The following is a 14,216-nucleotide window of genomic DNA, read 5'->3' as shown; positions in this document are numbered from 1 at the left end:
AGTCTGACATCGTACTACGACGCTCAAGGCGTGGATTTACAAACGCCACTCAGAGCCAACATGAAAGAGGATAGACCCAAACCTGTGGTAAGGCGGCTAATGAAAGCCCGCCGTATCGTTGAAACAGTCATTGGTCAGCTATCAGAACGATTTAACATACAAAGAGTGAGAGCAAGAGATTTATGGCATTTGTCTCATCGATTGATTCGTAAGATTCTTTCACACAATCTGTGCTTTGTACTCAACAAAAAACTTGGTAATCCGCCTCTTCAGTTTGATTTGCTTATTTCAAGTTGAGAGTGGGGTATTTTTATTGAATGTCTATATAAATTAAATATTTAGATAAAAAGTAACTCGCTGTATGCGCGCTTACAAGCTTATGTTTTATGAATTTCTATCACTGCTATTGTTGGTAGCATAGCATAATCAAATAATAAGACAGGTTGCTTTACGATAGTCAATTTGCAAGAAGACTCAAGCCTGAAATAATATTTTTTCCCTATAATAGACAAGATATTTTGAATTATATTTTACATGCTTTACCATTTAAGCTATTGTTAATAAATAATTAAATAAGCACGGTTTATGTTTTCAATAAAATAAGACTGTGCTATAATTATGCCCTTTTTGGTATACCTGCGAAAGAGAGAATTCACATGGTTGTTATTCGTTTAGCACGGGGCGGTGCCAAGAAACGCCCATTTTATCAAGTAGTTGTTGCTGATCAACGCCGCGCGCGTGACGGTCGCTACATTGAAAACATCGGCTTTTTTAACCCACTCGCTAAAGAGTCTGAAGAAGCAGTACGCCTAAACATGGAAGCGTACAATGCGTGGATCGCTAAAGGTGCACAACCTTCAGATCGCGTTGCTTCATTAGCAAAAGCTTATAACAAGTCTGCCGCTCAAACTGAAGCAACTGCTTAAGTTTGTACCGTCACTGAGGCACTGATAGCTGGTCTATGGCAGTCTCAACAGACTTTAGAAAACATAGCGTAACTGGTCTGACCAGGGTGCGCCATTAACTGTTTATGGCTTTTGATTGCGCTTAGCGCTGTTGATTGAATTGTATTTATCCTCGTTTTTTAGTCATTGCTGTATCTATCATTGTTGTTTTAGTCATCGTTAGGTTAGCCGTTATGTCATCTGTTCCAAACGCTAGTGCGCTTATGAAAATCGGTCAGCTAAAAAAGCCTTATGGCATCAAAGGCTGGCTGTGGGTATTTAGTGACACGGATGATCGCACGGCAATCTTTGACATGCAGCCTTGGTGGATGAAAACTGCTACTGGCATGAAGCCTTTAACCGTAAAGGCGTGGCGCGAGCAAGGGACGGGCATTGTCGCTCAATTTGAGCAAGTCCCTGATCGTAACGTTGCAGAGACCATGAATGGCGTGACCATTTGGGTTGAGCAAAACGTTTTGCCAGAAACCGGTGAAGACGAATATTATTGGTCAGATTTGGTTGGCCTGCGCGTGATAAACGAGCAGGACGAAAACTTAGGCGAGATTACTGAAATGTTTGAAACCGGGGCCCATGACATCATGCGTGTCGCGGCAACGTCAGACAGTTTGGACGCCGAGGAGCGCCTGATACCTTGGCATAAGCAAACGGTGATTGAGGTCAATTTGGCTGAGAAAACCGTGCTTGTGGCATGGCAAAGTGATTATTAATCGTAATTTCTTTTGATTGATAAAAACGTCATTCACGCAGTGTTTATGCAAGTAGAGATCTGATGTATTTTGCCGTGATTAGTATTTTCCCTGAAATGTTTGCCACGATTCGTGAGTTTGGAATCACGGGACGGGCAGTCACTCAGGAGCAAGTCACGATTGAATGCATCAATCCACGTGATTATACTACGGATAATTATCGCCGTATTGATGAGCGCCCGTATGGTGGAGGTCCTGGTATGGTGATGATGGCTGAGCCATTATCCCTAGCAATTGAGGATGCCCGCCTGCGCGCCAGTCAGCACGGTTGCCGTGTCGATAGTGCGCACTGTCCGGTGATATATATGTCACCACAAGGCAAAACGCTCAGCGAAAGTAGTGTGGTCAGTATGATTGAGTATGACGGCATGATTTTATTATGTGGTCGTTACGAAGGTATTGATGAGCGCTTACTGACGCAGTATGTCGATATGGAAATTTCACTTGGTGATTATGTGTTGACCGGTGGCGAGCTACCAGCAATGGTGCTCATGGATAGTGTGATACGTCGTCTGCCTGATATTATGGGTGATGATAAATCTGCTGAGCAAGACTCGTTTGTCGATGGTTTGCTTGATTGTCCGCACTATACCAAGCCGCATGAATTTGCTGGGTTGGCGGTTCCTGAAGTTCTACTTTCAGGACATCATGGCAATATCGCCAAGTGGCGCTTTAGCCAACAGGTCGAACGTACGCAAGCGCGGCGTCCAGATTTATGGCAAGCGTTTACGCCAACGGTCGAGCAAGCGAAGTGGTTAAAGGCATTGACAAAAGCAGATAAAAAATAGCGTTAATAGCGGTTAATAAATAAACAGTTAAGCAATAAAATTTTGAGCAACAATAAAACGTGTCATAGCATCATGGCCGTTGGTCATAACCCATTTACGTTGTAGTTATTATTAATCCAAGATATTAATAATAGCTATGATTCATTATTACAAACAGGTGATATGCGTCAAGCCTCTATTATCTAATGTGAGGAGATAACTCTCATGAGCAACAAGCATCCATTGGTTCAGGTCATCGAAAATGCGCAATTGATTGAGCGCCCAAGCTTTGCACCCGGCGATACCGTTGTGGTTCAAGTAAAAGTACGTGAAGGTGAGCGTGAGCGTTTACAGGCTTTTGAAGGCGTTGTAATTGCCAAGCGTAACCGCGGTCTAAACTCAGCGTTTACCGTACGTAAAATCTCAAGCGGTGTTGGTGTAGAACGTGCATTCCAATTGCATTCACCAATCATTGATAGCATCGAAGTGAAACGCCGTGGCGCAGTTCGCCGTGCGAAACTATACTACTTACGTGAGCGTTCTGGTAAATCAGCCCGTATCCGCGAAAAACTTGGTGCTCGTCCAGCTGCAAACAAAAAAACTGACGCTGGCGTACCTAAAGCAGTTGATACTGCTCCTGGTATTTAAGAACCAGTTTGCTTTGCCGCGCTTAGTCGTCTGATTGGACGCTTGATGCTTGGCAAAGCAAAAGTAGATACAAGCCCTTATTCATAGGTTTATTTATAAATAAGCGGGCCATACCAAAAAAGACAAAACCCCAATCTGTGCTGATGCCAGATTGGGGTTTTTGTTTCTACCGCTTTTATTTAGGCTTTAATTGCTGCTTTCATGCTGTTTTCATTCAAGATTTGCGTGATACGTTGGCTTTCAATGTTTTAGATTTCAATATTGTCTACGCGGCTGGTTTGGTCTTTAGATTTGCTGTACTTACGCAAGCGAATATAAAGAGTCTTAGTAACAGTAGCAACGACTTTTTGCTGCTCATCGACGATATCGACGCTGTATTCACGAAAAACGGGCTCGCCATCTTTTGCCAACTCTTGAATAGCGATTACTTCAGCACTGCTAACCTTGATACGCGCGGTGACTTTGCTCTTACCCGGCGCGATAAATTCAATATGTGAGCTTTTATCCCACACTACGTAGCTGCTGCCCAGTTGGTGCATAAGCATCAGCATATAAAACGGATCTACCATCGAGTATAAGCTGCCACCAAACTGGGTGCCAACGATATTCTTGTTTAAATTATTTAAGCCCATGCTGACCACGCATAAACCTTGATCTAGGTTCATATGTTCAATCTTGATACCAGCGCCGATGTAGGGCGCATAAGTGTTGATACGCAGTTTAAGCAAGTAGGGCGTCAGTAATGGCATGATATTTTTTTTCGCATTACGTTTAAGCGTTTCAAGTCTTTTAGGCAGTAAATTCATCAATATTTCCTATTCCCTTTTTAGATATTGCTAGTCTGGTGGTATGGGTTATTTTTATTGTATTAAGTTAAGTATGACTGCAAGGATTGTTGCTTATAAGGTAAGTTTTCAAGCAATGAGTCATAAAAAGATGTTTATCATAGTGAAAAACCATGAAGCTCGCCAGTTTTAAAGCGTAACGAAACGGCAAGTGCGATGATAAAGCCATTATCTTGTTTGCATTCATTACCATTTTCTAAGTATCACCGATTGAGTCATAAAAAATACTTTTCATAACGATACGGATAGTATCTTTTAATGGTTAAAGCCTCGCATTATCTTTGGCGATGCCTTACAATAGCCGCATTTTGTTTTGAGCGGTTTTATTTTCCCTGTATTGGTTTACGCCGTCATAAGGTAAGTAGGATCGCGCAAACCTCAGTCGACATAAGGAAATGTGATGAGTGGTACACAGCTTCCCACCTCAGGGCGCAACCCGCAGCAACCAATCCCTTTTGATAATGACGATTTGCAAGGCAGCTATGTAGAGTTACATAAGCCCAGCGCTAGCTTTAAAAATCGTAATGCCTACCTCAATCATGAACTGAAAATTATGCAACCAAAACGTTGGCGTGCTAATTTGCCGTTCCGCGATTATCGTTTTGAGTATGAGGATACGATTCCGGCAATGGCAGCGACCATCGGTAAAGTGGTGATGGTGGGCGCCATTGCTGCAACCTTTGCTGGTCCGCTTGGTTTGGGCGATGCTTTTGTGTTAGAAAACGTGCGTTATGAATTGCTTATCGTGGCGTTTTTTGTGATTTTATTCTCAGGCTTCCTACTACCGACTGCTAACCTTGCTGGTACGCACGGCCCACTGATTCCGCTGATTCCTATCGTCGTTGCCGCGGGCGGTCACCCGATGGCCTTTGGTCTGCTAATCGGTGCTTTTGGCTTGTTACTTGCGATTAGTAAAGGCGGCAGTCTGCTGGCGAACTTGACTAGTAAAGGCGTGTGTGGCGGCCTACTGCTATATTTAGGCTTTATCGGCACCATATCCCAAGTCAAAAACCTATTTGCTTGGGCGGAAGGAATTGGTATGTCGCATATCGCCTTTGTGGTGATTCTATTGACGATTATCTTATACGCGCTGTTAGAGAATTATCAAAAACGCTGGCTGGCGGTGCCACTCAGCTGTTTGTTAGGCGGCGGAGTTGCCTTTGCGATGGGCGCGCCTTTTACCTTTAAAACCGCACCTGGCCTACCAAATATGAATCCAATGTATTGGTGGGGCGAAAACACCGGTTGGATGTTAGGCTTGCCAACTGTCGAAAGCTTTATCGTGGTGTTGCCATTTGCGGTGTTGGCAGTCGCTATGTGGTCACCAGACTTTTTAGGTCATCAGGTCTTTCAAAAAATCAGCTATCCGAAACGTACTGAGCGCGTGCTGATGGATATCGATGACACCATGACCAGTGCGTCTATTCGTCAGGTGGCAGGCTCTGTGCTTGGCGGCGCCAACTTTGCGTCGTCATGGGGCACCTATATTGTACCAGCGGCAATTGCGAAGCGTCCTATTCCAGCCGGTGCGGTATTAACGGGATTATTCTGTATTATTGCTGGTGTTTGGGGGTACCCCATGGATTTAGCCATTTGGGAGCCAGTAATGTGCGTGGCATTGATTGTTGGCGTCTTTATCCCGCTACTTGAAGCGGGCATGGAGATGACTCGCGAAGGCAAAACCACGCAGTCTGCGGCGATTGTCGTCTTTGCTTCTGCTTTGGTCAATCCAGCCTTTGGTTGGTCGATTACTCTGGTACTGGATAACTTAGGTTTAATTGGATCTAAAGAGCGCAGTGCCGGCTTAACAAAAATGAGTCGCTGGATTATTCCTGTGGTGACCTTTGTCATTTTAACCACAGTGATGGCTATCGTCGGCATGTTGCCCGGTATTCCAGCGCTTTTGCCAAACTTCCGTCACTAGATTTTTAACGTTTTCCATAAAAAGCCAGCCTCGATGCTGGCTTTTTTTATGACTTTGGTTAAGCCAATTTTTGGCTTGCAAAATGCCCGCCGTTGCCCCATAAATATGATATTACTTACGTTTTTACGGTGTGCTGTTTTTACTCTGTACTAACGTTAAAGCCCTAATTTAAGAGTCAAAAATCTATGGTCAATGTCTCCGCATCGAGTCCCGTCGACGATAAAAAAGCCCGCCTTAAGCATTTAATTCAGCGCCTGCCAAATCTGCCAGGGGTGTATAAAATGCTGGGTAAAAATGGCGATATTCTTTATGTTGGTAAGGCCAAATCATTGAAAAGCCGCGTCAACAGCTACTTTGCCAAGACCATTGACCATCCAAAAACACGGGCACTGGTAGCACGAATTCATAATATCGAAACCATTATTACCCGTAGTGAGACCGAAGCGCTATTACTTGAGCAAAACCTGATTAAAGAGCATCGTCCGCCTTATAACGTGCTACTGCGTGATGATAAGTCTTACCTTTATGTGTTTATCTCTGCGGATAAGCCCTATCCAAGATTGGCTTATGGTCGCGGTAAGGGTAATCACCAAAAAGGTCGCTTTTTTGGGCCGTTTCCATCGGCTCATGCGGCGAAAGAGACGCTGGTGCTCATGCAAAAAATGTTTCAAATGCGTCAATGTACCAATACCTTTTTTAAGCAGCGTAAACGTCCGTGCCTTGAATACCAGATTAAGCGTTGCCGTGCGCCCTGCGTTGGTTTGGTGTCGCCAGAAGAGTACGCCGAGGATGTTAATAATACCATTCGCTTTTTAAAAGGCGATTCGAGTGACATTCATCAGACGTTAATTAAAAAGATGGAGAGCGCAGCGGAAGCCTTAGACTTTGAAAAGGCGGTTTTTTATCGCGATCAGCTGTCTATGCTGCGCGAAGTACAGGCAAAGCAAGCCGTTTATACCGTAGAAGGTGAGGCGGATGTGATTGCGATTGCTAGTCAGGCGGGCATGACTTGCGTCAATGTGCTGACTGTGCGCGGCGGGCGCGTGCTTGGCGGTAAAAACTATTTTCCCGATATCGATAGTAATGAGCCACTTGCCGATAATTTATCGGCGTTTATTACTTCGTTTTATTTTCAAGTAACCGATGATTTGCCAGCTGAGATTATACTCAGCCATGAGCTGCCGGATCAAACAGCGGTCAATGAAGCACTGGTTACCCACTTTGGCAGTAAGACGGTCATTAAAACCAACGTCCGTGAGCACCGCGCTGAATGGTTAGATTTGGCCAAACTCAATGCCAATAACGCCCTAAAAACCAAGCTTGGCGATTATCTAGAATTGCATGCGCGCTTTGGCGCTTTAAAAGATGTCCTCGCCGATGTTACCGATCGAACCATTGACCGTATCGAGTGCTTTGATATCTCACATACCATGGGCGAAGCGACCATCGGTAGCTGCGTGGTCTTTGACCAAGGTGGCTCGCGTCGCCGTGATTATCGTCAGTATGCGATTCATGATATCCAAGGTGGTGATGACTATGCGGCGATGAAGCAAGTGCTGACGCGGCGTTATAAGAAGCAGCCATTGCCGGATCTATTGCTGATTGATGGTGGTAAAGGTCAGCTTGGTATTGCTAAAGAAGTACTCACAGAGCTGGGTATTCTTAATGATACGTTGCTCATTAGTGTGGCAAAAGGTGAAGGGCGTAAAGCAGGCTTGGAAGTATTGCACTTTATCGATCATGAACCGCTTGATTTGCCGATGGATAGCAAAGCGCTGCATTTATTGATGCATATTCGCGATGAAGCGCATCGGTTTGCGATTACCGCGCACCGTAAAAAGCGCGATAAACGCCGTTCCTCATCGGTGTTAGAAGTCATACCGGGGCTGGGTGAAAAGCGTCGCCGTGACTTACTCAATCATTTCGGCGGTATGCAGCAATTGCTTGGCGCATCGCAGCAAGAGTTGGCTGGCGTGCAGGGGATTGGTCCGGTATTAGCAAAAACGATTTATAAAGTGCTGCATGAGTAGTTTAAGCAATATGGGCTAAATTTAAGTTTGTGCTCGTAAAGCCCAACAATAAAAAAGCTGTCTTAGAATTATCTAGGACAGCTTTTTTTATTTTAATAAACTACAATTATTATTCGGCATTTTCTCTTTTATAAGTCACAAACCTAAAGTCTAAGCCACTTTTTTCATCGTGTTTTTGCTCAGATTCTGCTGTGACTACAAACTCATTTGGCAGTTCGGGATAAAAGGCATCACCATCTTCAATAACAGTATCGACATGCGTCAGCTCGACGCGGTCGGTATACATCATCGCCTCACTAAAGACCCGCTCGCCGCCAATCACCCAAATGGTATCAAGGTGCGCACCATGAGCAAGGCTGGCCGCTTGGGTCAGCGCATCGTCTAAATTATGCATCACATATGCTTTTTCACTACCGACCAAGCCATTTTGCTCGGCGTAGTCTAGTTGGGTGGTGATGATAAAGCTGATGCGTTTTGGTAGCGGCTTGCTGCCCATCGACTCAAAGGTTTTGCGACCCATAATAACGATGCCTTGTATCGCGCCGTCACTTTGTTTGGTCGTCATGCTTTTAAAATGCTGCAAGTCAGCTGAGATATGCCACGGCAGCTCATTGTCCTTGCCGATACAGCGATTGCTACTGATAGCAGCGATTTGGGCGACTTGGGTATTGGCATAGCTCATAACCTATCCTTTTTATGGTCTTTTAAAAGTAAAGCGATTAAATTTAGACGGCAACTTTGGCTTTAATAGCTGGATGCGACTCATAACCTTCAACGCTGATATCGTCAAAGGTAAAGGCAAAAATATCCTTAATGTCAGGGTTTAGGGTTAAGGTTGGCAGCTCATACAGCGAGCGCGTCAACTGCAATTCAACTTGCTCACGATGGTTTTGGTAAATATGACAATCGCCGCCCGTCCAAACAAACTCACCAACCTCTAAGCCGCATACTTGCGCCACCATATGAGTTAGTAAGGCATAGCTGGCGATATTAAACGGCACACCAAGGAATAAATCCGCTGAGCGCTGATAAAGCTGGCAGGACAGTTTATTGTCCGCGACAAAGAACTGAAATAAGGTATGGCAAGGCGGCAGGGCAACTTGCTCGGCTTCCTTTGGATTCCAGCCAGAGACGATTAAGCGGCGCGAGTTAGGATTGGTCTTAATTTGTTCAATGACGTCAGTGATTTGGTCGACGCCATCGTTGTCATAACTGCCGTCTTCACGCTTGGTGGCGCCATAATTGCGCCATTGATGACCATAAATGGGACCCAAGTCGCCAGCAGGACGATTAAAGCGCGCGGTTTGGTCAGCGGTCGCCCATTCGTTCCAAATACGCACGTTATTTTGTTGTAGATAATCAACGTGGGTGCTACCGCTTAAAAACCAAAATAGCTCATAAACGATCGATTTAAAATGGACTTTTTTGGTGGTTAGTAAGGGAAATCCATCGGCTAAGTCAAAACGTAGCTGCGCACCAAAGTGGCTTAGCGTACCGGTGCCAGTACGATCGCCTTTTTCAGTGCCATTCGTCATGACATATTGTAGCAAGTCTAAATAGGCTTGCTCATTTTTACTGTTATGATAATTACTGGTCATAAAACTACTCTTTTGCCTGATTCAAATATAGCATTCAATATTTAAACGTGTTTTTAATATCTTACTTGGTAATTAATGCTTAATAAGCCGCCTGTTTTCCCCAATCATAAATACCGCGTTTATAGGCATAAACCAGCATGATTAGGCCAATAATAATCATCGGTGCGCTTAATATTTGGCCTTTAGTCATCCAGCCAAGTAAAATAAAACCTTGGTCGGCATCGGGCTGACGGAAAAACTCAATGATAAAGCGGCTGAGACCGTAGCCCAATAAGAAGAGGGCAGAGACGGCCATACGAGGACGCGGTTTTGAGGAATACCACCATAAAAAGATAAATAGCAGCAGACCTTCTGCAAGCGCTTCGTAGAGCTGCGATGGATGACGCGGCAATAAATACTGGCCATTGACCTCAAGCATTAACGATTGTAATTCAGGATTGGTTTGTAATTGCTGCGCATCAAATGCCGCGGCTTGCGGAAAGTAAGTCAGCCAATTATAGCCACCGTCTGAGACGCGGCCCCATAGCTCGCCATTGATATAATTGCCGATACGCCCAAACAGCAGACCCGTTGGTACACAAGGAATAATAAAATCGAGCACCTGAAAAGGGGTCTTTTTATATTTACGGGCAAAATATAACATGCCTAATAAGACGCCAATCATGCCGCCATGAAACGACATGCCGCCTTCCCATACCCTAAACAGATACGCAGGATTTTGTAGCAATTCTCCAAATTGATAAAACAATACATAGCCGATACGGCCGCCCAAAATGACACCAAGGGCACCAAAAAAGACCAAATCAGACACCATATCGGTAGTCCAGCCATCTCGTTTGCTACTGCGATACCATGCAAGGCCATAAGCGGCGGCAAAGGCCAGCAAGTACATTAAACCATACCAGTGCACTTCTACTGGCCCCAAGGACAGCGCTACGGGGTCGAACTGAGGATGAATCATCATAAAGGCATCATATTATTGATAATGGAATGTGGCCCATAATAGCAAAATTCATCCGTTGGGAATACTATGATAAGTTTATCTATATATAAATAGATAAGGGGATGGCACATGGAATCAATAGCAAATCGGAGCAAAAACCGATAAGATGAAAAAAAGTGCTTCAATTTCTAAGGAATCCTTATGCAGCTGCCTTTACCAACATTATCCTTGCTCGGCATCATGGCTTCAAGTTTGACGCTATGGGTTCCTATCAATGCCCCAGCAGCGCTGAGTAATATTGAAAATATTACTATTTATCAAGGCTTAGCCAGCGTCACGCGTACCTTGCCAATCAACGGCAGTGGCGAGCAAACGCTGGTTTTTTCTTGTTTATCGCCGAACATTGACGCTGATAGCATTAGCGTTCAAGCACTAGGTAATGTTAACGTCGGTGAAGTCAGTATCGAAACCTTGAGTTCTGAGCAAGCGGCGCAATGTCAATATGGCCAATATCAAGGCGATAGCAAAGTACAAGTCCAGAAAAACACTGTTGCCGATATCAGTGCCGAATTAGAAGCGGCACGCTTAACCAAAGCCTATCTGCAAAATTTGACCAAGGTCACGCAAATTAATACGGCTGGCACATTGGCCAATAACGCCCGCGATTTAGAGACACAAGCGGCCAATATTAATAAAAGAATTATCGAGTTACAGCAGCGCGAGGCACAAGCAAAAGATGCGCTCAATCAGTTGCTGGCGGGCAGTACGACCTCAAAACAGAATAGCGTGATCCAAGTTAGTATTCGCACCGCCAGTCGCACGCCAAGCACCGTTAAACTGCATTATCAGGTGCGCGGCGCCAGTTGGGAGCCGACCTATCAAGCGCGCTTAAATACCGACAGCAAGCAGCTGAATATTACCGCCTCCGCCATTATCGCTCAACGAACCGGCGAGAATTGGAGCAACGTGCCTGTTATTTTAAGCAGCGTAAATCCCAATCAAACGACTACCAGTCAGCTGCCACACGTTGAGCGCTTGTCATTATATGAAGAGCAGCAACAAGCTAAATTGGCTCGTTATGCAGCGCCGATGATGGAGATGGAAGCATCGCCTGTCGTTGTTGCTTCTGCAAGAGACAATTATGGCGGCGGTGCAGAGATGCCGCCACTACCGAGCTTTACTGTGAGTAGTCAAAACAAAAATGGCATCACCGAATATCGCTTGCCGCAGCGTGTGAGTATTCCCAGTGATGGCAGGCGCGTACGCACGGTCATTGATGAGCAATCTGGCACCAGTAAGCTTTGGCTACGCAGTACACCAAGTGCCGAGACCGCCGCTTATTGGTATGCATCCGCGCCGTTCTTGACGCCTGCTTGGGCTGATGGCTCGTTGCAGCTATACCGTGATGATAACTATGTCGGGCAGTCGCGCTATAATTATCAAAATTTAAAAGAGCAGGGTATTGGTTTCGGTATTGACCCAAGTTTGCTGGTGAAGCAATTGACCGATGAGAATAAACAAGGTGATAAAGGCGTGTTTAACCGTCAGCAAACCAAAACCATCACTCAAGCGTATCAATTTACCAATCAGCACAATCGCAGCGTACGCTTGCAAGTGTTAAGTGCTGAGCCAGTGAGCAGTGATGACAATATTAAAGTCACGTCGGCGCACACCCCAGCGATTAGCCAAAAAGACTGGAATGACCATAAAGGTATTGTCGCTTGGGAATTTGATTTACCAAGTAAGCAATCACAAGTGCTGCAATCGACGTATCAAATCAGCTACCCTGCCAATAAAAAGCTGAGTACCAACTAAGCGCTGGTAATTTAATATTTATATCAAGGAAAACTATGTGTATCGTCGCCATTGCTTGGCAGTTATTTGATGAGTTGCCGTTGGTTTTACTGTCCAACCGTGATGAGTTTTTACAGCGTCCAACAGCGCCGCTGCATCAATGGGAGGATAAGCCTATTTATGCAGGGCGCGATAAGCAAAGTGGCGGCACATGGCTTGGCATACATCAACAGCAACATGGCGATTTTTACGACCAAAACGGGCGCTGGGCGGCGGTGTTAAATTTTCGTGATGGCGTACAAGCAAGTAATGATGAGCGCTCACGTGGCGAATTGGTCACCGATTTTTTGACCAGCACTTTAAACCCATTGGAATTTGCTCGGCAAATCAGTTTGCAAGATTACGCAGGTTTTAACCTTGTTATTGGCGATACGGCGCAAGCGGTGATTGTCAATAATCGTGGTCATGCACCAACACCGTTATATGCTGGATTGTACGTAATATCCAATGGTCAGCCAGAAGAAGGGTGGTTTAAAACCGAACGCCTACGCGGTCGGTTACGCCAAGAGGTGTTGCCATTGATTAGCGAGAACAGCGCCCTTGACTACTGGCAAGCAGCGGCGGTTGCCGTGATGTCAGATAATACGCCAGCGCCAGAAAATAAATTACCCGAAACAGGTGTCGCTAAGCAGATTGAGCGCGCACTGTCCTCCATTTATATTGAATCTGCTGATTTAAGTAGTATGAATAAAACAGCCATGCCAAGCTATGGAACGCGGACGCAAAGTATTTTAACCTTACGTAAAGAAGATAGTTCAGACAAAAAAATCAAAGCAGCGCTTATTAGCCGTGAATGCCAGCATAGGCAAATCTAACATAAAAAAATTCCCCTATGAATAATAGCTATCAATAGGGGAATTTGTTTTCTATTTGAATACTTATTCCACCAACAAATGGTTGTTTTGTTCTGGAATAATCAGTTCTTGTTTAAGCGGTAGTTCGCGCACCAATTCTTGCAAGGCGCGACGATATACCCCGCGTTTAAAATGAATCACTTGTCCGAGTGGATACCAGTAGCTGACCCATTGCCAATGGTCAAATTCTGGTTTACCCTCATCAAAGCGGATGTGTTGAGTATTCGGCTCATCTAAGCGCAGCAAAAACCATTTTTGTTTTTGCCCAATACACAAAGGGTACTGCCCATGACGCACATAGCGTTTTGGCAAACGATAACGCAACCAATCTTGCGTGACCGCCAGTAGATCGACATGACGCGGATGTAAACCGACCTCTTCCCAGAGCTCGCGATACATCGCATCCATCGGCGTCTCCCCGCGGTCGATGCCGCCTTGAGGGAACTGCCAAGCGTTGTGACCAATACGTTTTGCCCACAGAACTTGCCCTTGTGTATTTGCCAAGATGATGCCGACATTGGCGCGAAAGCCGTCTGCATCTATCATGACTAAACCCTTTTAAATTGTTTAAAAATAGCTTATTTCGACAAGGTACAACGACAGCAATCATAGTTATTATAGGGTGATGACCATCAGTACTATGACAAAATAAGATTCATTACCGTTATTAAACCAAGAAACAACCAAAATGTGTAACAGTATTTTGCTATAAAATGTTTCACAAGATTAATCCTTTAAAATCAGTAACTTATAATTCTACTTTTGTAAGTAAATTCCGCAGATTTTTCTAACAATGATAAGTCGCGGTAACGATAGGTGTATAAATACTTAAATATCGAATATTATTGTTAAAGCATAAATAAGGTAGCGGTTTATAAAAGGTAAACAAGAAAAGGCAAACGAGGAAAGAGCGTCATAAATCTGGTTTTTGCTTATGCTACACTAATAAAAGACAGTATTTTTCAAAAAGAGATTGTATTTCAGAAAATAAGAGACCTTTACTATTCAAACTAAAAATCATGTCAAATTAAAAAGCATATGA

14 protein-coding genes are annotated in these 14,216 nt (G+C 44.5%); 9 read left to right on the top strand and 5 right to left on the bottom strand.

The window, feature by feature from the left end; genetic code table 11:
* From FOR85_RS09230 to rplS, 5 genes are all read left to right on the top strand, one after another.
* Positions 1–297, top strand: a 297-nt coding sequence (locus FOR85_RS09230; RefSeq protein ID WP_144297692.1) for a transposase, incomplete at its 5' end; no start/stop codon positions are given.
* A gap of 359 nt (positions 298–656) precedes the next feature.
* Positions 657–926, top strand: a complete 270-nt coding sequence (gene rpsP / locus FOR85_RS09225) for a 30S ribosomal protein S16 (RefSeq protein WP_021812802.1) — start codon at positions 657–659, stop codon at positions 924–926.
* 212 nt (positions 927–1,138) lie between these two features.
* Positions 1,139–1,672, top strand: a complete 534-nt coding sequence (gene rimM, locus FOR85_RS09220; RefSeq protein WP_144297691.1) for a ribosome maturation factor RimM — start codon at positions 1,139–1,141, stop codon at positions 1,670–1,672.
* Between the two features lie 62 nt (positions 1,673–1,734).
* Entirely contained in the window at positions 1,735–2,499 is a 765-nt protein-coding gene (gene trmD / locus FOR85_RS09215) for a tRNA (guanosine(37)-N1)-methyltransferase TrmD (RefSeq protein WP_144297690.1), read from the top strand.
* Between the two features lie 204 nt (positions 2,500–2,703).
* Positions 2,704–3,126, top strand: coding sequence for a 50S ribosomal protein L19 (rplS, locus tag FOR85_RS09210; RefSeq protein WP_068403752.1), 423 nt, complete (start codon positions 2,704–2,706; stop codon positions 3,124–3,126).
* Positions 3,127–3,374: 248 nt separating this feature from the next.
* Here rplS and FOR85_RS09205 read toward each other — a convergent pair whose 3' ends face one another.
* Complete coding sequence (locus FOR85_RS09205) at positions 3,375–3,932, bottom strand: DUF4442 domain-containing protein (RefSeq protein ID WP_144297689.1); 558 nt, start codon at positions 3,930–3,932, stop codon at positions 3,375–3,377.
* Positions 3,933–4,371: 439 nt separating this feature from the next.
* Here FOR85_RS09205 and FOR85_RS09200 point away from each other — a divergent pair, with 439 nt between their 5' ends.
* Positions 4,372–5,895: a DUF3360 family protein gene (locus FOR85_RS09200; protein WP_144297688.1), complete on the top strand. Its 1,524-nt coding sequence runs from the start codon at positions 4,372–4,374 to the stop codon at positions 5,893–5,895.
* Positions 5,896–6,080: 185 nt separating this feature from the next.
* Complete coding sequence (gene uvrC, locus FOR85_RS09195; protein ID WP_144297687.1) at positions 6,081–7,925, top strand: excinuclease ABC subunit UvrC; 1,845 nt, start codon at positions 6,081–6,083, stop codon at positions 7,923–7,925.
* A gap of 109 nt (positions 7,926–8,034) precedes the next feature.
* On the opposite strand, the gene FOR85_RS09190 is transcribed toward uvrC, so the two are convergent.
* From FOR85_RS09190 to lgt, 3 genes are all read right to left on the bottom strand, one after another.
* The gene (locus FOR85_RS09190) at positions 8,035–8,607 is read right to left on the bottom strand and encodes a dihydrofolate reductase (RefSeq protein ID WP_144297686.1); all 573 of its coding nucleotides are present in this window, start codon (positions 8,605–8,607) and stop codon (positions 8,035–8,037) included.
* Between the two features lie 43 nt (positions 8,608–8,650).
* Positions 8,651–9,523, bottom strand: a complete 873-nt coding sequence (locus FOR85_RS09185) for a thymidylate synthase (RefSeq protein WP_144297685.1) — start codon at positions 9,521–9,523, stop codon at positions 8,651–8,653.
* Positions 9,524–9,602: 79 nt separating this feature from the next.
* Positions 9,603–10,487, bottom strand: a complete 885-nt coding sequence (gene lgt / locus FOR85_RS09180; RefSeq protein ID WP_144297684.1) for a prolipoprotein diacylglyceryl transferase — start codon at positions 10,485–10,487, stop codon at positions 9,603–9,605.
* A 180-nt stretch (positions 10,488–10,667) separates the two neighbouring features.
* Here lgt and FOR85_RS09175 point away from each other — a divergent pair, with 180 nt between their 5' ends.
* A complete protein-coding gene (locus tag FOR85_RS09175; RefSeq protein WP_144297683.1) occupies positions 10,668–12,281 on the top strand; it encodes a DUF4139 domain-containing protein in 1,614 nt (537 codons plus the stop codon).
* A gap of 35 nt (positions 12,282–12,316) precedes the next feature.
* Positions 12,317–13,135 carry an NRDE family protein gene (locus FOR85_RS09170; protein ID WP_144297682.1) on the top strand — a complete coding sequence of 273 codons (819 nt, stop codon included), beginning with the start codon at positions 12,317–12,319 and terminating at the stop codon, positions 13,133–13,135.
* A 63-nt stretch (positions 13,136–13,198) separates the two neighbouring features.
* Here the strand turns inward: FOR85_RS09170 and FOR85_RS09165 are convergent, their stop codons facing one another.
* Positions 13,199–13,720 (bottom strand): RNA pyrophosphohydrolase, encoded by a 522-nt coding sequence (locus FOR85_RS09165; RefSeq protein WP_068403735.1) that lies wholly within the window; start codon positions 13,718–13,720, stop codon positions 13,199–13,201.
* Positions 13,721–14,216: the final 496 nt, after the last annotated feature.

This window comes from Psychrobacter sp. YGAH215 (assembly GCF_007280595.1).
Lineage (GTDB): Bacteria > Pseudomonadota > Gammaproteobacteria > Pseudomonadales > Moraxellaceae > Psychrobacter > Psychrobacter faecalis.
Note: the sequence above shows the minus strand (reverse complement) of the source record. Positions and strands in the feature narration are given on the sequence as shown.